Raw genomic sequence first — 22,011 nt, 5'->3', positions numbered from 1 at the left:
CCGGCGCTCGGGAGAGCACCCCGACAAGACGCCCCGCCGGCCCCCCTTGTGTCGATCAGGCAACAGGTGGGTCGGCATGGGGGCACGGGCGCGGCCGCACCGGTGTGTGGTGGCGTAGCGTTGAGTCCGACCTACCGCGCCGACCCACGGGACTAAAGCGAAGATGACCGCGATCCAGCTCGGAATGCCGTCCGTACCTGCCCGGCCCCTCACGCCGCGCCGCAAGTCACGGCAGATCATGGTCGGCAACGTGGCCGTCGGCGGAGACGCCCCGGTGTCGGTGCAGTCCATGACCACCACCCTGACCTCCGACGTCAACGCCACGCTTCAGCAGATCGCCGAGCTGACCGCGTCCGGCTGCCAGATCGTCCGGGTCGCCGTGCCCTCGCAGGACGACGCCGACGCGTTGCCCGCGATCGCCCGCAAGTCGCAGATCCCGGTGATCGCGGACATCCACTTCCAGCCGAAGTACGTCTTCGCCGCGATCGACGCGGGCTGCGCCGCGGTACGGGTGAACCCGGGCAACATCAAGCAGTTCGACGACAAGATCGCCGAGATCGCCAAGGCCGCCTCCGCCGCCGGCACCCCGATCCGGATCGGCGTCAACGCCGGGTCGCTGGACAAGCGGCTGCTGGCCAAGCACGGCAAGGCCACCCCCGAGGCGCTGGTGGAGTCCGCGCTGTGGGAGTGCTCGCTGTTCGAGGAGCACGACTTCCGGGACATCAAGATCTCGGTCAAGCACAACGACCCGGTCGTGATGATCGAGGCCTACCGGCTGCTCGCCGAGCGTTGCGACTATCCGCTGCACCTGGGCGTCACCGAGGCCGGTCCCGCGTTCCAGGGCACGATCAAGTCCTCGGTGGCGTTCGGCGCCCTGCTCGCGCAGGGCATCGGCGACACCATCCGGGTCTCCCTCTCCGCTCCGCCGGTCGAGGAGATCAAGGTCGGCAACCAGATCCTGGAGTCGCTCGGCCTGCGGCAGCGCGGCCTGGAGATCGTCTCCTGCCCGTCCTGCGGCCGCGCCCAGGTCGACGTGTACAAGCTCGCCGAGCAGGTCACCGCGGGCCTGGACGGGCTCAAGGTGCCGCTGCGGGTGGCCGTCATGGGCTGCGTCGTCAACGGGCCCGGCGAGGCCCGCGAGGCGGACCTGGGAGTGGCGTCCGGCAACGGCAAGGGCCAGATCTTCGTCAAGGGCGAGGTGATCAAGACCGTGCCCGAGTCGAAGATCGTCGAGACCCTGATCGAGGAGGCGCTCAAGCTCGCCGAGCAGATGCAGGCGGACGGCGTGATCAGCGGCGACCCGATCGTCGACATCGCCTGAGCCGGTCCCACCCCGGGGCCGGCGCGCGGCCGATCCCGGGGCGGCCTCGCTTCCGGCCCGATACCGGCCCGACGGCGCCTCCGGCACCGGCTTCGGCCCGACGCGGGCGGGGCGACGATCGCAGCCCGACCGGATCAATCCACTCGCCCACCCGAGTGACATATCGTTGATGCGCCCCTACCCCCGGTAACCGACCCCGATCATCGAGATACATGATCGGGGCATCGCCCCCGGGGGAGGGGCGTCGCGCGTGGGACGCGTCATCGTGGCCGCACTGGCCGTCGCCGGCATGATCGTGGGCACCGCGGCGGGCCCCGTCGGCGGTCCCGACCCGGGCGGGCGAGCACCGGCCCGGGTGTCGCCCGGCATCGCCTGGGGCGAATGCCCGGCCGATGTGGCCGCACCCGGACTGCGCTGCGGGACGCTGGCCGTCCCGGTCGACCACGCCCGCCCCGACGGGCCCACCACCACGCTGGGCGTCTCGATGGCGCGGGCCCTGGGCGGCAAGCCCCGGCTCGGCACGATCGTGGTCAACCCCGGGGGCCCGGGCGGCGGCGGCATGTGGCTGGCCGATCTGGTGGGACACGCGTTGCCGGAACGGGTGCGGCAGAGCTACGACATCGTCGGTGTCGACCCGCGCGGCAACCACCACAGCGACCCCATCTCGTGCGTCGACCCGAGCTTCGACCGGGCGCCGAAGCCGGATCCGGTGCCCGTCACGGCGCAGGACGAACAGCGCCTGGTCCAGCGGGCCCGCGACTACGCGCGAGGTTGCGCCGAGCGGGCCGGCGACCTGCTGCCGCACCTGGGCACATCGGAGAACGCGCGCGACCTCGACCTGGTCCGCGCCGCGCTGGGCGAACCCCGGATCTCCTTCATCGGCTGGTCGTACGGCACCTATCTCGGCGCGGTCTACGGGCAGTCGTTCCCCGAGCGGGTCGACCGGATGATCCTGGACAGCGTCGTCGACCCGCGCCCGGACCAGATCTGGTACGGCGCCAACCTGCGGCAGGACGTCGCCTTCCAGGGCCGCTGGCGGGACTTCGTCGCGGCCGAGGGCGCCGACCTGGACGACGTGTTCGCCCGCGTGCTCGCCCGCGTCCGGGCCGAGCCCGCCGGCGGCACCGTCGGCCCCGCGGAGCTGCGCGACATCGCCACCCGGATCCTGTACGGCTCGCAGACCTGGCCCGGGTTCGCCCGGGCGTTGCGCGCCCACGACGCGGGCGACCCGGCGCCGCTGGCCGCGCTGTACAGCCCGCCCACCGCGCAGGACGCCAACGGCACCGCGATCTACACCGCCGTCGAATGCCACGACGGCCCGTGGCCGCGCGACTGGTCGGTCTGGGACCGCGACGCCCGCGCCGTGGATCGGGTCGCGCCGCTGGTGACCTGGTCCAACACGTGGCTGAACGCGCCCTGCGCGTTCTGGCCGGTGCCCCCGCGCACGCCGCCCACGATCGACGGCCGCGGCCTGCCGCCGGTGCTGCTGATCCAGGGCACCCGGGATCCGGCCACCCCACCCGCCGGGGCGGGCGCGCTGCACCACGCGCTGCCGTCCTCGCATCTGATCACCGTGCTCGGCGAGGGCGACCACGGAATCCTCGCGTTCCAGCCCAACGACTGTGTCCTGCGGGCCGCCGCGGCCTATCTGACCGACGGCACGCTCCCCGCGGGCCGCGACACCACCTGCGAGGAATCGTGACCCGCGCCGTCCGCGTCCTGCTGGCCGGCGCGCTGACCGCCGCCGTGCTGACCGCCGCCGCGCCCGCCCGGGCACAGACCGAGCCGATCGTGTGGGGCGACTGCCCGTCGGGCACCGCGCCGGGGGAGCGCTGCGGCGACATCGGCGTGCCGCTGGACCACGCCCGCCCGGCGGGCCCGCGGATCCGGGTCGGCGTCTCCAAGGTCGCGGCGACCGGGACCGCGGCCGAGTACCAGGGCATCCTGATGGTCAACTTCGGCGGTCCGGGCGCCGCCGCCGTCGGCTCGATGGCGGCACTGGCCGGCGGCCTGCCCGAACGGGTACGCCGGGCCTACGACCTGATCGGCTTCGATCTGCGCGGGCGCGGCACGAGCACCCGGGTGAGGTGCACCGACCCGGCGACGTTCGGCCGCGGGCCCAAGCCCGACCCGGCGATGCCCGCCGGCCGGGCGGCGCACCTGGCCGCCGCCCGGGCGTTCGCCGACGGCTGCCGCGCGTCCGCCGCGGACCTCCTGCCACACCTGAGCACCCGGGACATCGCGCGCGACCTCGACCTGGTCCGGGCCGCGTTCGGCGCGGCCCGGCTCTCGATCCTGGGCTATTCGTACGGCAGCTACCTGGGCGCGGTCTACGGGCAGCTCTTCCCGAACCGGGTGCACCGGATGCTCCTGGACAGCCTGGTCGACCCGACCCGGGTCTGGTACGAGACCGGTTTCCTCCAGGCCGCCGGATTCGACGCGCGCCGGCGCGAGTGGGCCGCGTGGACCGCCGAACGGGCCGACCGCTTCCACCTGGGTTCGACCCCGCCGGCCGTGCTGGCGACCTGGGAGCGACTGCGCACCGAACTCGCCGCGCGCCCGGCGGCCGGCGTGTTCGGCGGCGTCGAACTCGACCAGTACACGCTCGGCAAGCTGTACACCGACCGGGACTGGGCGAGCATGTCCAACGCGCTCGCGGACTACGCGTCGGGAGATCCGGCCGCGTTGATCGCCGGGCGCAAGCCGGCGACCGAGGACGAGGTCAACTTCGAGTCGGTGATGCAGACCGTCACCTGTGCGGACGCGCCCGCCCCGGCCGACGAGTCGGTGTTCGAGCGCGACATGGCCCTGCTCCGGGCCCGGCACGGCGCGCTGGGCGCGGCCATCGCCTCCCCCGGCGCGTGCCTGTACCTGCAGAGCAACACCGCGCCGCCGACCCGGATCGACGGTGCCGGGCTGCCCGGCGTACTGCTGATCCAGTCCGTCGGCGACCCGGCGACGCCCTACGACGGGGCCCTGCGCATGCACGCCGCGCTGCCCTCCTCGCGACTGCTGACCGTGCGCGACAACGGCAACCACGGGCACTACCTCGTCGACGGCGGATGCGTCGACGAGCGAGGCACCGCCTACCTGGTCGACGGCACCCTGCCGGCGACGGACACCGAGTGCGCCGGCGCCGCGTCGAGCGAGCCCCTCCCGCGCCGATCGGCGGTTCCCCGGCTCCGTCGCTGACCCGCCCGCGGGGGGCCGCCGGCCCCGGTCGCAGAACCCGTCGCCTCCCGGGCGGCGCGCGCGGCCCGGACCTGCATAGGGTGGTGCCGCAAGACTGGCATTTCCCCAAGGTCCGCCCGATGGCATGGTGAGGCACGTGCTGAGCTCGGTTTCCACCAAAGTCCTGGACGGGACCGACCTGTCCGCCGTCCAGGCGCTGCTCGACCGTGACCCCGTCACGAACGTCTTCGTCGCGTCCCGGGTCCGACTCGCGGGCGTCGATCCGTGGCGGCTGGGCGGCGAACTGTGGGGGTACTACCAGAGCGGTCGGCTCACCTCGCTGTGCTACGCGGGCGCGAACCTGGTCCCGGTCGAGGCCGGCCCGGACGCCATACGCTCCTTCGCCGAGCGGGCCCGCCGCCAGGGCCGGCGCTGCTCGTCGATCGTCGGCCCGGCCGAGGCGGCGGCCGATCTGTGGCGGCTGCTCGAACCCGTGTGGGGCCCGGCCCGTGACGTCCGCCCGATCCAGCCGCTGATGGTCGCCGACCAGCCCTCGCGCGAGGTGGCGGCGGATCCGCTGGTGCGCCGGGTGCGTCCGGACGAACTGGATCTGATGATGCCCGCGTGCGTGGCGATGTTCACCGAGGAGGTCGGCGTCTCGCCGCTGATCGGCGACGGCGGCACGCTGTACCGCGCGCGCGTGGCCGAACTGATCGCCGGTGGTCGCGCGTTCGCCCGGATCGAGGAGGGCCGGGTGGTGTTCAAGGCGGAGATCGGCGCGGTCACTCGGCACGCGTGCCAGATCCAGGGCGTGTGGGTGGCGCCGGAGCGGCGCGGCGAGGGCCTGTCCGAGATCGGCATGGCCGCCGTGCTGCGCCACGCGCTCAGCGAGGTCGCCCCGATCGCCAGCCTGTACGTGAACAGCTACAACGGCCCCGCGCGCGCGGCCTACCGGCGGGTCGGCTTCGCCGAGACCGGCACCTTCATGAGCGTGCTGTTCTGATGGGGCCGCAGCGGATGTGGCCAGGGTCGACACGGCACGCTCCGATCAGGCGCGTTTGTCCGCGGCCCGAGCCGGTGGTGCGTGGGCGGCGGCGGGACCCGGCCCCGAGGGAGTGCGTGTGCTGATGGAGTGGACGTGCCGGGTCGTCGATCTCGCCGAGTACGCGGACGAGGCGGTCGACGTCCAGGCCGGCGCGTTCGGTCTGGCCGACGACGAGATCGCGGTGCGGCAGCGGATAATGCGCCGGCACGCGACCTTCGCCGGGGTGCGCTCCCTGGGCGCGTTCGACGACGCGGGTCGGCTGGTCGGATTCGGCTACGGCTACCCCAACCTCACCGACCAGTGGTGGAGCCTGGTGATCGAGCCGCACCTGGCCCGGGCCGGACATCGGGCCTGGCTGGACGAGTCGTTCGTGGTCGGCGAGCTGCACGTGTTGCCGCGCTGGCAGGGCCATGGCATCGGACGCACCCTGATCACCCTGCTGTGCCGGGGACAGGACCGGTCGCACATCCTGCTGTCCGCGATCGACGAGCAGACCCCGGCCCGCCGGTTGTACCGGGGCCTGGGGTTCCGGGACCTGGCCCGCCCGGTGTTGTTCCCGGGCAACGAACGTCCCTACGCGGTGATGGGCGCGATCCTGCCGTTCACCTGACCGGCCCGACCCCCGCCCGACGCCGGATCCGGGCGGGGCCTCGCGAGCACCGGATCAGGAGAGCCACTCGGCGACGGAGAGCAGGTCCTCGCCCGCCGGATCGTCGACGGACACGCACCACAGGCCCAGTGCCAACGCCTGCACCAGGGCCCACCCGCGCACTCGCTCGGCGTCCAGATCCAACGCGTTCGCCAGCCAGGTCACCCGCCGCCGCACCAGCGCCTGAGGGCGCGGCTCGGCGACCACCGTGGCCATCCGGTCCCGCACCAGCGGGCCCAGGTCGAAGGCGCGTTCGCCGAGCATCGGGCGCGGGTCGATCGCCAGCCACTTCGCCCGGGTACCCGCCAGCACGTTGCCGTGGTGGCAGTCGGTGTGCAGGACCACGACCTCGGGCTGCGAGCCGGCCAACTCGCGGCACAGCGCCACCGCCTCGTCCACCAGCGCCCGGGGGCACGGGCCGGCCAGGTCCGCGTACCGGCGAGGGATCGATTCCGCCCAGTGCCCGGCCCGATCCGCGACCGGCTCGATCGTGCAGTCCGCGGGCGGGGTCACCCACAACCTGCGGACCACCTCGGCCGCCTCCAGCATCGCCCGGTCCTCGGCCAGCGAGCGCAGCGACACATCCGGCTGGAGCCGCTCCAGCAACAGCGCGCCGCGCTGCGGGTCACCGTCCAACAGCCGGACCGCCCCGACGCCGTCCCACAACGCGAGCGCGGCCGCCTCGTGCGCGGTGTAGCGGTCGATCAGGCCGAGCTTGAGGGTGGCGGGCGTCCCGTCCGCGAGCCGGACCAGGAAGGTCAGGCTGAGCGCGCCGCCCGGGATGATCGGCCGCTCGACGGTCAGCCCCCAGCGCCGCGCGTACTCGGCGACCGCGTCCGGCAGCCCGGCGAGCCACGGGCGGGCGACCTCCTCGCCGCACCAGCGCAGCGCGGTCCGGGTCAATCGTTCCGGCACCTCGACCCGATCGCTCACGTGCGGCCCCCGGCCGTCGGCGTACCGGGCTCGGTCGACGCGGGCAGCCCCGGGAAGGGGGTACTCGTGCCGCGCCAGCGCACCGCCCATACGGCGGTCTCGCGCAACCAGCCCGCCGCCTCGTTCCGCAGCGGGGCGCCCGCGAGGGCCACCAACTCGCCCAGACGCACCGCGACCCCGTCCTCCAGGTGCACCGCGAGCCGGGTCGCGTCCGCGGGCGTGCCCACCGGGAACGGGATCGTGTACGCGGGCGCCGCGGCCGGCGCCGCCGCGCCCCGATCGGTGATCAGCCGCGCGATCGTGTCCCGACGGGCCCGGTGCGTGTCCAACGCGGTGCGCGCCTGGGTGCGCGCGGCACCGGTCAGCCGGCCACCGGCCACGCCGTAGCCGTAGACCGCCGCGTGCTCCGCCTGCAACGCCTCGCTCAGCGCCCGGATCTCGGGGTTGGCGGACCCGGACGGGGCCGGTCGCGGCGTGCTCACGATGCGCTCCGAAGCAGTTGGGCGTGACCCGCCAGGCACGCGGCGGTGGCGGCCAGTCGGCGGGCGAGTTCGGGGGAGAGAGCGTCAAGTCCGGTCAGCCGCTCGTCGGACGCCTGCTGCGCCCGGTCGGCGACCGCGCTGCCCGTGGCGGCGGCGTCCTGTGGCGCGGCGGCGGGAGGCGGCGCGGAGTGCGACGCGCCCCCGGCGAACACGCGCAGGTGTTCGCGCAGTTCGAGCGACAGCGGCCGGATCCGCTCGGCCAGGGCGGCGTCTCGCGCGGCGACCGCGTCGTAGTGCGCGAGCAGTGCCCCGGTCGTCGCGTACGCCCGTTCGCGCGCCGCGTCGTCGACCCGGCGTCGACCCTGGTCCGCGCCCCCGCCGTCGTCGTCGCAACCGACGACGGCCGCGGCGATCGTCGCCGCGGCCACGGTGCCCAGGACGGCCCGTCGCGTCGGCCCCGCGTCGCGCATGCGTCCCGCTCCTGAACCTCGTCCGTGATGTGCGATGTCCGGTGTCCGTCGCCGGCCCCGGCCGTGTCGGACGCTACCGCATATGCGGGCGTGCGGACCTCGGCGGACATCCGGCGTACGCCGGGCGGACGTGCGCGAGATGGCCTCCGGACCGGATACTGTTGTCCTTCCCCGACCCGCCCCGGGCGGTCGACGCACTTGAGACAACAGCACACGCAGCCGAGGAGTCACCCGGATGAGCACCACCACGTTGGACCGGCTGCGGGAGTTGCTGGAGCCGGTGGTATCGACGGTGGGCGTGGATCTGGAGGATCTCTCCCTCACCCCCGCCGGCAAGCGTCGGGTGCTGCGTGTGATGGTCGCCGCCGACGGCGGCGTCGACCTGGACAAGGTCGCCGAGGTCAGCCGGGCCGTCTCGGACGTGCTCGACCCGAGCGACGTGCTCGGCAGCCTGCCCTATCAACTGGAAGTCACCACCCCGGGCGTGGACCGCCCGCTGACGCTGGAGCGCCACTGGCGCCGCGCGGCGGATCGGCTGGTCCAAGTCCACCTGCACGACGGCGGCACCCTCACCGGCCGGATCGGCGCGAGCGACGCGGACGGCGTGGAGTTGGACGTCGAGGGCAAGCCGCGCCGGCTGACCTACGACGAGGTGGCCAAGGCGGTCGTGCAGGTCGAGTTCAACCGCAAGAGCGCGGACCCGGCGGCCGACGCCGAGGACGACGAGGACACCGGGGTCGAGGACGACATCGACAACGACGACACCATGGACGAGGAGGCGTAGGACGTGGACATCGACATGAGCGCCCTGCGCGGGCTTGAGCGCGAAAAAGAGATCAAGTTCGACCTCCTGGTCGAGGCCATCGAATCGGCCCTGTTGATCGCATACCACCGCACCGAGGGCAGCCTGCCCAAGGCGCGCGTGGAACTGGACCGTGCCACCGGGCACGTCACCGTGTGGGCGACCGAGACCGACGAGGCCGGACAGCGCGTTCGCGAGTTCGACGACACCCCGGACGACTTCGGCCGGATCGCGGCGACCACCGCCAAGCAGGTGATCCTGCAGCGGCTGCGCGACGCCGAGGAGGAGATCACGTTCGGCGAGTTCGCCGGCCGTGAGGGCGAGATCGTCGCCGGCGTGGTCCAGCAGGGCAAGGACAACCGCAACGTCCTGGTGGACCTGGGTCGCATCGAGGCGATCCTGCCGCCCCAGGAGCAGGTACCGGGCGAGCGGTACGCGCACGGCATGCGCCTGCGTTGCTATGTCGTACAGGTGCGGCGTGGGCCCAAGGGGCCGTCCATCACGCTCTCGCGCACCCACCCCAACCTGGTGCGGAAGCTGTTCGCGCTGGAGGTTCCGGAGATCGCCGACGGCAGCGTCGAGATCGCCGCGATCGCCCGCGAGGCCGGCCACCGCTCCAAGATCGCCGTCTACTCCACGCGGGCCGGGCTCAACCCCAAGGGCGCGTGCATCGGGCCGATGGGGGCACGCGTGCGTGCCGTCATGGCCGAGTTGAACGGCGAGAAGATCGACATCGTCGACTGGTCGGACGACCCCGCGCGGATGGTGGCCAACGCGCTGTCACCGGCCCGGGTGAGCAAGGTCGAGGTAGTGGACCTCGCCGCGCGTTCCGCCCGGGTGACGGTGCCCGACTACCAGCTCTCGCTGGCGATCGGCAAGGAAGGGCAGAATGCCCGCCTTGCCGCGCGATTGACCGGATGGCGCATCGACATCCGGCCGGACACCGAGACCGGGGAATCGGACGACCGGGGACGGTCGACCGAACCAGGCCGCGGTGAGGAGCGGTAGACTTGAACATGTCTGGTCGCAGGCGAGCCCGAGCATGCCCTCGTACAACGGTGGAGAAGCAGGAAATCACTGCCTCTCCGTGCCGAACGTGCGTAGGTTGTCGGCAGCGTGCGGCCAAGGCCGACCTATTGCGGGTCGTGGCGGTGGAGGGCAGTTGTGTCCCCGACCCCCGCGGCCGAATGCTCGGACGGGGCGCGCATCTGCACCCCGATCCGGAGTGCCTGGCCCAGGCTGAGCGTCGAAAGGCGTTCGTTCGGGCTTTGCGCGTGCCGGGGCCGCTGGACTCGGCACCACTGCGTGCTTATTTGAGCGGTGATGGGTTGTCAGAGGTCGGTCGGACAGGTCCAGCGAAGCAGTACCTCGCGAGTCGGAAGTAGGTCGAGATTGCGATGAGCACTCGATGAGTACGCGATGAGTACAGACATGCGGTAGTGACGGTCCGGCGGACGACCAACCCCGGACCAGAAGGAGCGACGTGGCAAAGGTCCGGGTATACGAACTCGCCAAGGAGTTCGGAGTCGAGAGCAAGGTCGTCATGGCCAAGCTCCAAGAACTCGGTGAGTTCGTTCGTTCGGCGTCCTCGACGATCGAGGCGCCGGTTGTTCGCAAACTGACGGAAGCACTCAAGACGGAAGGCGGGCCCGCCCGCCGGCCCCAGCGTCCCGCGCCCTCGGGCGCGCCGCAGGCGGCCACCCCCAGTTCCCCGCAGGGCGCCTCGGCGCGTCCTGCCCCCGCTCCGGGCCCGCGCCCGGCGGGTGCGCCGACCCCGGGCCCGCGCCCGGCGCCGCGCCCGGCCCCCCAGGGCAGCACCGCTCCGCCCGTGGTGCCGGCCACGCCGGCCGCGGAGGCGGCTCCGGCCGCCCCGCGTCAGGCGGAGCGTCCCGCGGCGCAGTCGGGTCAGCGTCCGGCCGGTGCGCCGGCTCCGGGCCCGCGCCCGGCGGCGCGTCCCGGCGACCGCGGTCCGGCCGAGCGTGGTCAGGGCGACCGCGGCCAGGCCGAGCGCGGTCCGCGTTCGGACCGTCCGGCGGCGGCCTCCTCGGGTCCGGCGGGTAGCCGTCCGGGTCCGCGTCCGGCCGGTGGCGGTCAGGGCGGCCCCGGTGGCCGTCCCGAGCGCGGCGATCGTCCCGAGCGTGGCGAGCGTCCCTCCGGTCCGCGTACCGGTGGCGCTCCGTCCGCCGGTGGCGCGCGTCCGGGTGGTCCCGGTCAGGGAGGTGCCCCCCGTCCGGGTGGCACGCGTCCCGCCGGCCCGCGTCCGGGCAACAACCCCTTCACCTCGGGCAGCACCGGCATGCCGCGGCCGCAGGCCGCCGGTGGCGCCGGTCGACCCACTCCCGGTGGCATGCCGCCGCGTCCGCAGGGTCCTGCGGCCGGTGGCCCGCGTCCGGGTGGTTCGGGTGGCCCCGCGGGTCCCCGTCCCGGTGGTAGCGCAGGCCCCGGTGGCCCGCGTCCCAACCCGGGCATGATGCCCAACCGTCCGGCGCCCGCTCGTGGCCCCGGCGGTCCCGGTCGTCCCGGCGGTGCGCCCGGTCGTCCCGGCGGTCCCGGTGGCGGCGGTGGCGGTCGTCCGGCGGGTGCCGGCGGCGGTGGCGGTCGTCCCGGCGGCGGCGGTGGCGGCTTCGGCGGTCCCCGTCCCGGTGGTGGCGGCGGCGCTCCGGGTCGTCCCGGTGGCGGCGGCGGTTTCGCCGGTCGTCCCGGCGGCGGCGGTCGTGGTGGCCCCGGCGGTCGCGGCGGCACGCAGGGCGCGTTCGGTCGTCCCGGTGGGCGTCCGGGCCGCGCGCGCAAGTCGAAGCGTCAGCGTCGTCAAGAGTTCGACAACATGCAGGCTCCGTCCGCCGGTGGCGTGATGGCTCCTCGCGGCAACGGGCGTGTCGTCCGGCTGTCGCGCGGTGCCTCGCTCACCGACTTCGCGGAGAAGATCAACGCGAACCCCGCGGCTCTCGTCCAGATCATGTTCAACCTCGGCTCGCTGCTCACCTCGACCCAGTCGGTCAGTGACGCGGAGCTGCAGATCCTGGCCGGCGAGCTCGACTTCGTGATCCAGATCGTCTCCCCGGAGGAGGAGGACCGCGAGCTGCTCGAGTCCTTCGACCTCGAATGGGGCGAGGACGAGGGCGACGAGGACGACCTCGAGGCGCGTCCGCCGGTGGTCACCGTCATGGGTCACGTCGACCACGGCAAGACCCGCCTGCTCGACGCGATCCGCAAGACGAACGTGATCGCGGGCGAGGCCGGTGGCATCACCCAGCACATCGGTGCCTACCAGGTCGCGACCACGGTCAACGACATCGACCGCAAGATCACCCTGATCGACACCCCGGGTCACGAGGCGTTCACCGCCATGCGTGCCCGCGGCGCCAAGTCGACGGACATCGCGATCCTCGTGGTCGCGGCGGACGACGGCGTGAAGCCGCAGACGATCGAGGCGCTCAACCACGCGCAGGCGGCCGGCGTGCCGATCGTCGTGGCGGTCAACAAGATCGACAAGGAAGGCGCGGACCCGACCAAGGTTCGTGGCCAGCTCACCGAGTACGGGCTCGTGGCCGAGGAGTACGGCGGCGACACGATGTTCGTCGACATCTCGGCGAAGCAGGGCCTGGGCATCGACGAGCTGCTCGAGGCGGTCGTACTGACTGCGGACGCGGCTCTGGAGCTCACCGCCAACCCGCACCAGGAAGCCCAGGGCATCGCGATCGAGGGTCACCTCGACAAGGGCCGCGGCCCCGTCGCGACCGTCCTGGTCCAGCGCGGCACCCTGCGCATCGGCGACGCGATCGTGGTCGGCGAGGCGTACGGCCGAGTCCGCGCGATGATCGACGAGAACGGCAACAACCTCACCGAGGCCGCGCCGTCCCGTCCGGTCATGGTGCTGGGTCTGACCTCGGTGCCGGGTGCCGGTGACAACTTCCTCGTGGTCGAGGAGGAGCGCACCGCGCGCCAGATCGCCGAGAAGCGGGCGGCTCGGGAGCGCAACGCGCTGCTGGCCCGTCGTTCGAAGCGGATCTCGCTCGAGGACCTCGACCTGGCCCTCAAGGCCGGCGAGATGCAGCAGCTCAACCTCATCCTCAAGGGTGACGGCTCCGGTTCGGTGGAGGCGTTGGAGGACGCGCTGCTCAACCTGGAGGTCGGCGAAGAGGTCGAGCTGCGGATCATCGACCGGGGTGTCGGTGCGATCACCGAGTCCAACGTCAACCTGGCGATGGCCTCGGACGCGATCATCATCGGCTTCAACGTCCGGCCGGAGGGCCGGGCGCGGACGATGGCGGACCGCGAGGGCGTCGACATTCGCTTCTACTCGGTGATCTACCAGGCCATCGAGGAGATCGAAGCCGCGCTCAAGGGCATGCTCAAGCCCGAGTACGAAGAGGTGCAGCTCGGCACGGCGCAGATCCGCGCGGTGTTCCGCTCCTCCAAGCTCGGCAACATCGCGGGCTGCATGGTCACCGGCGGGACGATCAAGCGCAACACCAAGGCGCGGATCATCCGGCAGGGGTCGGTCGTCGCCGACAACCTCAACGTCGAGGGCCTGCGTCGCGAGAAGGACGATGTCACCGAGGTCCGCGAGGGCTTCGAGTGCGGTATCAACCTCGGTTCGTTCAACGACATCAAGGTCGAGGACATCATCGAGACGTTCGAGATGCGGGAGAAGCCGCGAGGCTGACCCGGTAGCTCGAACCGATCGAACCGCTGAACCGATACGACGGATCCGCCCGGTGCACACCGGGCGGATCCGGCGTCTCGCAGTACGAGCAGAGCAAGCGTGACCAGTGGTGTCCGGGCCGCGACGTGCGAGCCCGGTTCTTTTCGTCGGTGGCCCCAGCGGTCCCGACCCGAGGCCTCCCGGGCCGGCCAGGCCCGTCGCCTATGTTTGTGGGAACCATCAGCCTCGATGTGCTGTTCGGCGATGTGCACTCGTTGAAGGAAAAACGATCTCTGATCCGCCCCATCCTGGCGGACCTTCAGCGCAAGAATGCCGTTGCCGCCGCCGAGGTGGAGCATCAGGATTTGCATCGGCGCAGCGTGATCGGCATCGCGGTGGTCTCCGCGAGTGTCGAACGATGTGCCGAGGTGTTGGACGGCTGTGAACGGCTGGTCGCCGGCCGGCCCGAGTTGGAGCTGCTCTCCGCACGCCGCAGGGTGTACGGGGACGACGACTGACGATCGTTCGACCCGGGTCGAACGGGCAGCGCACGAACACCGAAGAAGAACAAGCAACGAGAGCGGCCCTCGCGTCCGGTGACCCCGGGCGCGGGGGGTTCCGCCGAAATGCCGAGCAATCGCAGGAGGATCAGTGGCCGACACCGCACGGGCGCGCAAACTCGCGGACCGTATCCAGGTCGTGGTCGCGGAGACCTTGGAGCGCCGGATCAAGGACCCGCGCCTGGGGTTCGTGACGATCACCGCCGCACGAGTGACCGGTGACCTCCGTGAGGCGACCGTGTTCTACACGGTCTACGGCGACGAGACCGAGCGCGCGGCGACCGCCGCCGCGCTGGAGAGCGCCAAGGGCGTACTCCGCAGTGAGGTGGGCCGCCAGACCGGCGTGCGACACACGCCGTCGCTGACGTTCATCGCCGACGCCCTTCCGGACAACGCCAAACTCATCGATGATCTCCTCGCCCGGGCACAGCAGGCCGATGCGGCGGTACGCTCAACCGCCGCGGGCGCCGGCTATGCCGGTGACGCGGACCCCTATCGGACTCCGGCCGTGGACGACTCCGAGGACTCCGACGACGAGTCGGAGGCGGAGACCAAGGCGGATACACAGGAGGGCGACCGACCTTGACACCAGGCGTGGCGGCGGACCGGGAGCCCGGCCCGGCCGCGGAAGCGAAGCCGCGGACCGGCGACTCGGGCGTGCGGACGGTGCCGCCGACCGCGCCGGGCGCAGCCGATTGGGACGAGGCGGTACGCCTACTCCTGACGGCCGAGGACATCACGCTGCTGGCACACGTCAGCCCCGACGGCGACGCGCTGGGTTCGGCGCTCGCCGTCGGACTGGCGCTGCGCGAGCTGGGCCGCACGGTCCGGGTCTCCTACGGCGACGACCCCCTCGTGGTGCCGTCCTCGCTGGAGTTCCTGCCCGGCCAGGACCTGCTCGTGGCGCACACCGAGGTGCCCGAGGAGCCCGAGCTGGTCGCCGTCTTCGACGCGGCCGGCTCGGCTCGATTGGGCCTGTTGGAGGCCAAGGCCAAGGCGGCCGGCACGCTGCTGGTGGTCGACCACCACGCGTCCAACACGCGCTTCGGGACGCATCACCTGATCGACGTCGACGCGCCCGCGACCGCGGTGCTCGCCGACGAACTGATCACCCGGCTCGGCGCGACGCTGACCGCCGACATCGCGACCGCGCTGTACACCGGGCTGGTCACCGACACCGGCTCGTTCAAGTACGTGGGAACCACGCCCGAGACGCACACCTTCGCGGCTCGGCTGATGGCCACGGGGATACGGCACGACCTGATCCAGCGGGCGATCTGGGACACCTGCCGATTCGGCTATCTCAAGGTGCTCGCCGCCGCCTTGGCGGGCGCCGAGTTGGACGCCGCCGCCGCGGGCGGTCTGGGGCTGGTGTCCACCGTGATCACCCGCTCCGAACGCGCCGCGCACGGGATCCGACTGGACGAGATCGAGGGCGTGATCGACGTGGTCCGCAAGAGCGGCGAGGCCGAGGTCGCGCTGGTGCTCAAGGAGGACGACGACGGCGCGTTGCGCGCGTCCGCCCGGTCCAAGGGCGCGGTGGACCTCGGGCGCGTCTGCGGGGCCTTCGGCGGCGGTGGACACGCCTTCGCGGCCGGATTCACCGCCTATGACCCACCGGCCGAGGTGGTGGCCCGATTCCGGGAGCTCCTCGCCGACGCACTACTGCCGGTCGCTCCGGCGCACGCAACCCCGGGAGACGACGCGTGAAGCGCCGCAACGCAGGACCCCCGCCGCCCGACGGTCTGGTGATCGTGGACAAGCCCGCCGGGCTCACCTCGCACGACGTGGTGGGCCGGCTGCGCCGGATCGCCGGCACCCGCCGGGTGGGCCACGCGGGCACGCTGGACCCGATGGCCACCGGCGTCCTGGTGATCGGCATCGAGAAGGCCACCCGCCTGTTGGGCCATCTCGCGCTCACCGAGAAGGAGTACGACGCGACGATCCGGCTCGGGCAGAGCACGGTCACCGACGACGCCGAGGGCGAGGTCACCGAGACCACCTCGGCCGCACACGTGCAGGACGCCGCGATCGCGGCGGGCGTCGCCGAGCTGACCGGCCCGATCCTCCAGGTGCCCTCGAAGGTGTCGGCGATCAAGATCGACGGCAAGCGCTCGTATTCACGGGTACGCGACGGCGAGGACTTCGAGCTGGCCGCCCGACCGGTCACCGTTCCCACGTTCGAGGTGCTCGCCACCCGCCGCGAGGGCGACACGATCGACCTGGACGTGCGGGTGACCTGCTCGTCCGGTACCTACATCCGCGCGCTGGCCCGCGACCTGGGGGCCGGGCTCGGGGTGGGCGGGCACCTGACCGCGCTGCGGCGCACCCGGGTGGGTCCGTACGCGCTGGATCGGGCCCACACGCTCGAAGAGTTGGAGGAGTCCTTCGGCGTGCTGCCGATCGCCGAGGCCGCGGCGGCGGCGTTCCCGCGCCGCGAGGTCACCGAGGACCAGGCCCGCGCCGTATCGCACGGCGGCCGGTTGCCGGCCGACGACAGCGAGGGGCCGGTCGGCGTGTTCGGGCCCGACGGGACCTTCCTGGCCCTGGTGGAGAACCGGCAGGGAGTGGCCCGGCCGCTCGCGGTGTTCGTGGGCTGAGCCGCGCCCCGGACCGGATCCGGGGGTGATGGTCGCCACGGCGGGGGCGGGACCGAGCGACAGCCCCTGCATGGGAAGCTGGACCCGCGACACGTCACGAAGAACGAGGAGCGGTTACGGTGCAGCGTTGGCGGGGCTTGGCGGACGTCCCCAGCGATTGGGGACGCTCCGTCGTCACGATCGGGTCCTATGACGGTGTGCATCGCGGGCACCAACGGACGATCGGCCGGGCGGTCGCGATCGGTCGCGAGCGCGGGCTGCCGGTGGTCGTGGTGACGTTCGACCCGCACCCCAGCGAGGTGGTCCGGCCCGGCAGCCATCCGCCCCTGCTCACGCCGCACCACCGGCGCGCGCAGCTGATGGCGGACCTGGGGGTGGACGCGGTGCTGGTGGTGCCGTTCACGCTCGAGTTGTCCCGGCAGAGCGCGGTCGACTTCGTCCGGCAGGTCCTGGTGGACACGCTGCGCGCGGCCGTGGTCGTCGAGGGGCGCAATTTCCGATTCGGCCACAAGGCGACGGGCAACGTCGCGCTCTTGGAGGAGTTGGGCGTGGCGAACGACTTCAGCGTCGTCGAGCCGGAACTGTTCGTCTCCGGCGACGTGACCTTCTCGTCCACCGTGGTCCGGGCCCGGGTCGCCGAGGGCGACGTGGCGGGCGCGGCCGAACTGCTCGGACGCCCGCATCGGGTCGAGGGCGTGGTGGTGCGCGGCGATCAGCGCGGGCGCGAACTCGGCTACCCGACGGCCAACCTGGAGGTGCTCCCGTACACGGCGATCCCGGCCGACGGGGTGTACGCGGGGTGGCTGGTGATCGATGGCGAGGGGTTGCCGGCGGCGATCTCGATCGGCACCAACCCGACCTTCGACGGCACCGAGCGGCGGGTCGAGGCGTACGCGTTGGATCGGACCGACCTCGACCTGTACGGGACGCATGTCGCGGTGGACTTCCTGGAGTACCTGCGCGGTACCGAGCGCTTCGACTCGATCGACGACCTGCTGGAACACATGGCGCGTGATGTGAAGCGGGCCCGCGAGCTGATCGACGCGGCGGACTCGGACCCGGCGGGCTGAACGCCCGCGCCGCTTCGCGACGGATGTGCCAAGGGCCGCCCCGGAATCTCCGGGGCGGCCCTTCGGCGTGTCAGCCTCCCTGGTGCGGCGGGGGCTGCTGCTGCCAGTCGCCGGGCGGGGGCTGCTGGTAGTACGGCTGCTGGGGTTGCTGTGGTTGTTGCGGGTTCTGTGGGTGCGGCTGCTGGTGCGGGTGTTGTTGCGATGGTTGCTGCTGCTGTTGGTGCTGGGGATATTGCTGTTGCTGCGGGTACGGCTGTGCCTGCTGCGGTTGGCCGTAGTAGGGCTGCTGCTGCGGCGCCTGCTGCTGTGGTTGCCGGTACTGCGGCTGCCACTGGTGCTGTTGCTCGGACGGCTGGGTGCGGTGGAAGTCCTCGGCGACCAGCGCGGCCAGTTCGAAGTACGCCTCGCGGGTCTTGGGCCGCATCATGTCCAGATCCAACTCCGCGCCCGCCGACAGGTGTTCGTCGAACGGGACGACCACGACCGCACGGCAGCGGGTCTCGAAGTGGGCCACGATGTCCTCGGTCTTGACCATCTTCCCGGTCTCGCGGACGCCGGAGATCACCGTGATGCTGTTCGCGACCAGATCCGCGTAGCCGTGCGCGACCAGCCAGTCGAGCGTGGTGCTCGCGCTGGTGGCTCCGTCCACGCTGGGCGTGCTGATCACGATCAACTGGTGGGCCAGGTCGAGCACACCGCGCATCGCGCTGTAGAGCAGGCCGGTGCCCGAGTCGGTCAGGATGATCGGGTACTGCTTGCCCAGCAGGTCGATCACCGAGCGGTAGTCCTCGTCGTTGAACGTCGTGGACACCGCCGGGTCCACGTCGTTGGCCAGGATCTCCAGGCCGCTGGAGGACTGCGAGGTGAACCGCCGGATGTCCATGTAACTGTGCACGTGGGCCATCGAGTTGACCAGGTCGCGGATGGTCGCGCCGGTCTCCCGGCGGACCCGGCGGCCGAGTGTGCCGGCGTCCGGGTTGGCGTCGATCGCGATCACCCGGTCCTGGCGCTCGGTGGCCAGCGTCGCGCCGAGGGCGGTGGTGGTCGTGGTCTTGCCGACGCCGCCCTTGAGGCTGATCACCGCGATCCGGTAGCAGCCGAGGACGGGGGTGCGGATCCGGTCCAGGCGCTCGGCCCGGCGGGCGTCGGCGGACTTGCCGCCGATCCGGAAGCGCGGGGTCTGCCGACGCGGTTGCGGCTGCTTGCGCAGCAGCCGGTCGCTGGTCAGTTCGACGGCGGCGGTGTAGCCCAGGGGCGCGCCGGCGCCGGTCCGCGCGGGTGCGCCGCCGTCGGGCGACCAGGCCTGCGGCTGCCCGCTGCCCTGCGGCGGGGTGCCCGGGTGGTACGGCTGGGCCGGGTCGGGCGCCTGGGCGTACTGGTCGGGCGCCTGCGCATAGGGGCCGGGCGCCTGGGCGTACGGGTTGGGCGGCTCGGGGGCGCGGTCGGCCGGGGTGGGTTGTCCGGACGGCGGGCCCGGTTGGGCCTGCGGGCCGGGTGCGCCGTGTGGCGGAGTGCCCGGGTGGTGGGCCGACTGCGGGTCGGGGGTCTGCGGGCCGGGTGGTTGGCCGTAAGGGTTGTGCTGCGGCGCGGGGGCGCCCTGCGGCGGGGTGCCCTGGGCGTACGGCTGGTGCGCCTCGGGCTGCCCGTAGGGGGTGCCGCCCGGACCGTACTGCTGCGGTTCCCGGCCCTGGGGGCCGCCGGCGTGGCCGTACGGCGCCTGGCCTTGGTCCTGGCCGGGAGCGCCCTGGGCGTACGGGTTGTGCGCCTGGTTCGGGTCGGGCTGCGGGTAGGCCTGCGGAGCGGGGGCGCCCTGGTATGGACCCGGAGCCTGGTTGTATGGGCCGGGGGCCTGGGCGTAGGGCGGTTGACCACCCTGCTGCTCCGGCTCGTTGCCGCCGAACGTGCGCCGCATCCACGAGCGCTGCTGCTGCGGCGGTGCCATCGGCTCGCCGCCGGGCGGCGGCAGCGGTTGTCCGGTCGGCGGCGGGGCCGCGCCACCCCACGCCTCGCCGTTGCCCGGGGCCGTGCCGGACCAGGCCGGCGGCGGCATCGGCGAGCCGTGCGGCGGGCTGACCGGCGGCTGCGGGGCGCCGGGCGGAGGGGGCTGCTGCGCGGCGCCCGGGGGTGGGGCCTGCTGCGGGAAGCCGGGGGGCGGAGGCATGTCGTCGGTGATCGGCGGCAGCAGCCGGGTCGCCGGGTCGGGCAGCGGGGCACCCTGGGCCTGAGCCGGGTACTGCTGCTGCGGCGGGGGCCCGGGGTGTGCGGCGCCCGGCTGCGGCGGCGGATACGGCGCGGGGGCGCCCTGCGGCGGTGCGGGCTGCTGTGCGTAGGGCGGGTATCCGCCGGCGGGCGACGCCTGCGAATCCGCCGGGGCCTGGGGCTGCTGCGGGTGGCCGCCGGCCTGTGGTTGCGGTGCGTCGAGGGCCTCTGCGGTCGTCGTGGCCGCCGCTGCCGGGGTCGGGTGGGGCTGCGGCGGTTCGGTGGCTCGAACCTCGGGTTGGGGAGCCGGGGGAGCCGGGGGAGCCGGGGGAGCCGGGGGAGCTTGGGGGGCCTGGTGCGGCTCGGGCATCGGCTGCGCGTCGCCGGCGGCGGGTCGGTGCGGCTCGGTCGGCTGGTGGTTCTCGTGCGTGGGCGGCTCGGGTGCGTGCCGGGGAGCGGGTCCGGCGGCGTCGGCGGGCTCCGTGCGCGGCACCTCGGGGGCCGGCGCTGCGGTCGAGGGGCCGGGGACCGGGGTGCCGCCTGCGGGTGTGGTGGGCACGTCGTGCGGATCGACCGGCGCGTCCGGGCGCGCGTCGTCGGTCCCGTCGGGTGCGGGTGCTTCGCCGGCCGGCTGCTCGGGGGACGCGGTCGACGCGTCGGGCGCGTCGGGCTCGGCGGGCTTTGCCTCGAGACCCGGGGCGGCGTCGCTCGGCGGAGCGGAAACCGGCTGCTCGGCGGGCGCGGCATCGTTGGGCCGCGCGGCGGGCGGGGCCTGCTCGGCCTGCTCGGCGCGGTCCGGACCCCGGTGCTCCGACTGCGCGGCAGGCGCGCCGGGTTCATGGGCGGCATCGGCGGCGGGCGGTTCGGGGGTCTCGAACTGCGGCGGGACGACCATGGTCGGTTCGCCGGGGGTGTAGGTCGGCGCGGGAGGTGCCGGTGCTTCGGCGGTCGGCTCGGAGGGCTCGAACTGCGGCGGGACGACCACGGTCGGCTCGCCCGGCGTGTGGGCCGGTGCAGGGTCTGCCGGGTCTGCAGGCGCGTCGGCAGCGTCGTTCGGGTCGAGGAACGGTGGCATGACCATGGTCGGTTCGCCCGGTGTGTAGGTGGGTGCGGGGGGAGCCGGTGCCTCGGCGGGCGGTTCGGGGGCCGCGAAGGACGGAGGGACGACCATGGTGGGTTCGCCGGGCGTGTGGGGCGGCGTGTCGGCGGGCCGATCGGGAGCCCCGGATGACGGTGGCATGACCATGGTCGGTTCGCCCGGTGTGTAGGTGGGTGCGGGGGGAGCCGGTGCCTCGGCGGGCGGTTCGGGGGCCGCGAAGGACGGTGGGACGACCATGGTGGCTTCGCCGGGGCTGTAGGTGGGTGCTGGGGGCGCCGATGCCTCGGTGGCCGGCTGCTCGGCCGAGGGGGCGCCGTGCGGGAGCGGCGCCGAGGATTGGCCGGGGGCGCCCTGGCCGTACGGCGCCGGCGGTTCGGTCGGCGCGGGTGAGTTCGCGGGCGGTTCGGGCGTCGGGGCGCCGAAGCCGGGTGGGTCGCCGGCCGGGCGGGCCGGCGGCACCGAGGCCGTGGGCGCGCCTGCGGCGGATCCGTACGGTTCCGGGGCGCCGCCGGTCGGCCCGTTCGCGCCGGCGCCGGTCCCGTACGGCAGCGGCGCGTGCGGCTCGGGCGTCCGCGCCGGCGGCACCAGTGTCGGATCCTGGCTGCCGTACCGAGGCGCCGCCGGCACCTGGTCACCCTGCGGGGGAGGCGCGGGCGCGCGGACCCCGGACGGCGGTGGCGCGGGCGCGCCGCCGTCCTGGTGCGTGTACCACGAGGGCATGGTGAAGTCGGGTCCCGACCACTCCTCTTCCTCGTTCGCCCCCGTCTCGATGTGTGCGCCGTCCTGCTCGCTGCTCACGGTGTGGTCCTTCCGATCGTCCGGAGGCGGCTCGGCTTCAGATCACACGCCGCCGCCGTCCGCCGTACCCCGACCCGGGTCGGGGTTCGCCCCCTGCACGAGCCTCACAGCGTAGTCAGGGGTGTCGGCGGTCGTCGCCGGTCCGTCCACCTGTTCGCTCAGAGCCG

General features: G+C 73.4%; 18 protein-coding genes. 14 read left to right on the top strand and 4 right to left on the bottom strand.

The window, feature by feature from the left end; all coding sequences use genetic code 11:
• The first annotated feature begins 163 nt into the window (after positions 1-163).
• The 5 genes from ispG to ACIRL2_RS12565 all read left to right on the top strand — a co-directional run bounded on the left by ispG (position 164) and on the right by ACIRL2_RS12565 (position 6,147).
• Entirely contained in the window at positions 164-1,321 is a 1,158-nt protein-coding gene (ispG, locus tag ACIRL2_RS12585) for a flavodoxin-dependent (E)-4-hydroxy-3-methylbut-2-enyl-diphosphate synthase (protein WP_395862123.1), read from the top strand.
• Positions 1,322-1,571: 250 nt separating this feature from the next.
• Positions 1,572-3,023 carry an alpha/beta hydrolase gene (locus tag ACIRL2_RS12580; RefSeq protein ID WP_395862125.1) on the top strand — a complete coding sequence of 484 codons (1,452 nt, stop codon included), beginning with the start codon at positions 1,572-1,574 and terminating at the stop codon, positions 3,021-3,023.
• The gene (locus ACIRL2_RS12575) at positions 3,020-4,513 is read left to right on the top strand and encodes an alpha/beta hydrolase (RefSeq protein WP_402231895.1); all 1,494 of its coding nucleotides are present in this window, start codon (positions 3,020-3,022) and stop codon (positions 4,511-4,513) included. The genes ACIRL2_RS12580 and ACIRL2_RS12575 overlap by 4 nt, the downstream gene beginning before the upstream one ends.
• 124 nt (positions 4,514-4,637) lie before the next feature.
• Complete coding sequence (locus ACIRL2_RS12570) at positions 4,638-5,495, top strand: GNAT family N-acetyltransferase (RefSeq protein ID WP_395862128.1); 858 nt, start codon at positions 4,638-4,640, stop codon at positions 5,493-5,495.
• A 124-nt stretch (positions 5,496-5,619) separates the two neighbouring features.
• Positions 5,620-6,147: a GNAT family N-acetyltransferase gene (locus ACIRL2_RS12565; protein ID WP_395862130.1), complete on the top strand. Its 528-nt coding sequence runs from the start codon at positions 5,620-5,622 to the stop codon at positions 6,145-6,147.
• Between the two features lie 54 nt (positions 6,148-6,201).
• Here ACIRL2_RS12565 and ACIRL2_RS12560 read toward each other — a convergent pair whose 3' ends face one another.
• Genes ACIRL2_RS12560 through ACIRL2_RS12550 form a run of 3 tightly spaced genes read right to left on the bottom strand, consistent with a single transcriptional unit; the run spans position 6,202 to position 8,071 of the window.
• A complete protein-coding gene (locus tag ACIRL2_RS12560) occupies positions 6,202-7,119 on the bottom strand; it encodes an aminoglycoside phosphotransferase family protein (protein WP_395862132.1) in 918 nt (305 codons plus the stop codon).
• Entirely contained in the window at positions 7,116-7,601 is a 486-nt protein-coding gene (locus ACIRL2_RS12555; protein WP_395862134.1) for a ferritin-like domain-containing protein, read from the bottom strand. The genes ACIRL2_RS12560 and ACIRL2_RS12555 overlap by 4 nt, the downstream gene beginning before the upstream one ends.
• Entirely contained in the window at positions 7,598-8,071 is a 474-nt protein-coding gene (locus ACIRL2_RS12550) for a hypothetical protein (protein ID WP_402231893.1), read from the bottom strand. The genes ACIRL2_RS12555 and ACIRL2_RS12550 overlap by 4 nt, the downstream gene beginning before the upstream one ends.
• Before the next feature lie 235 nt (positions 8,072-8,306).
• Here ACIRL2_RS12550 and rimP point away from each other — a divergent pair, with 235 nt between their 5' ends.
• The 9 genes from rimP to ACIRL2_RS12505 all read left to right on the top strand — a co-directional run bounded on the left by rimP (position 8,307) and on the right by ACIRL2_RS12505 (position 17,748).
• Complete coding sequence (rimP, locus tag ACIRL2_RS12545; protein ID WP_402231891.1) at positions 8,307-8,855, top strand: ribosome maturation factor RimP; 549 nt, start codon at positions 8,307-8,309, stop codon at positions 8,853-8,855.
• A 3-nt stretch (positions 8,856-8,858) separates the two neighbouring features.
• Entirely contained in the window at positions 8,859-9,881 is a 1,023-nt protein-coding gene (gene nusA, locus ACIRL2_RS12540) for a transcription termination factor NusA (protein ID WP_395862140.1), read from the top strand.
• A gap of 8 nt (positions 9,882-9,889) precedes the next feature.
• Positions 9,890-10,258, top strand: coding sequence for a YlxR family protein (locus tag ACIRL2_RS12535; RefSeq protein WP_395862788.1), 369 nt, complete (start codon positions 9,890-9,892; stop codon positions 10,256-10,258).
• Between the two features lie 98 nt (positions 10,259-10,356).
• The gene (gene infB / locus ACIRL2_RS12530; protein WP_395862142.1) at positions 10,357-13,539 is read left to right on the top strand and encodes a translation initiation factor IF-2; all 3,183 of its coding nucleotides are present in this window, start codon (positions 10,357-10,359) and stop codon (positions 13,537-13,539) included.
• Positions 13,540-13,742: 203 nt separating this feature from the next.
• On the top strand, positions 13,743-14,036 hold the full coding sequence (locus ACIRL2_RS12525; protein WP_395862144.1) for a DUF503 domain-containing protein: 294 nt from the start codon (positions 13,743-13,745) through the stop codon (positions 14,034-14,036).
• A gap of 133 nt (positions 14,037-14,169) precedes the next feature.
• Positions 14,170-14,664 carry a 30S ribosome-binding factor RbfA gene (gene rbfA, locus ACIRL2_RS12520; RefSeq protein ID WP_391582779.1) on the top strand — a complete coding sequence of 165 codons (495 nt, stop codon included), beginning with the start codon at positions 14,170-14,172 and terminating at the stop codon, positions 14,662-14,664.
• Entirely contained in the window at positions 14,661-15,788 is a 1,128-nt protein-coding gene (locus ACIRL2_RS12515; RefSeq protein WP_402231888.1) for a bifunctional oligoribonuclease/PAP phosphatase NrnA, read from the top strand. The genes rbfA and ACIRL2_RS12515 overlap by 4 nt, the downstream gene beginning before the upstream one ends.
• Positions 15,785-16,678 (top strand): tRNA pseudouridine(55) synthase TruB, encoded by an 894-nt coding sequence (gene truB, locus ACIRL2_RS12510; protein WP_395862148.1) that lies wholly within the window; start codon positions 15,785-15,787, stop codon positions 16,676-16,678. The genes ACIRL2_RS12515 and truB overlap by 4 nt, the downstream gene beginning before the upstream one ends.
• A 119-nt stretch (positions 16,679-16,797) precedes the next feature.
• Positions 16,798-17,748, top strand: coding sequence for a bifunctional riboflavin kinase/FAD synthetase (locus tag ACIRL2_RS12505; RefSeq protein WP_395862150.1), 951 nt, complete (start codon positions 16,798-16,800; stop codon positions 17,746-17,748).
• 70 nt (positions 17,749-17,818) lie between these two features.
• Here the strand turns inward: ACIRL2_RS12505 and ACIRL2_RS12500 are convergent, their stop codons facing one another.
• Entirely contained in the window at positions 17,819-21,844 is a 4,026-nt protein-coding gene (locus ACIRL2_RS12500; protein ID WP_402231886.1) for an AAA family ATPase, read from the bottom strand.
• Positions 21,845-22,011: the final 167 nt, after the last annotated feature.

It is taken from the genome of Embleya sp. NPDC127516, from assembly GCF_044765325.1.
Lineage (GTDB): Bacteria > Actinomycetota > Actinomycetes > Streptomycetales > Streptomycetaceae > Embleya.
Note: the sequence above shows the minus strand (reverse complement) of the source record. Positions and strands in the feature narration are given on the sequence as shown.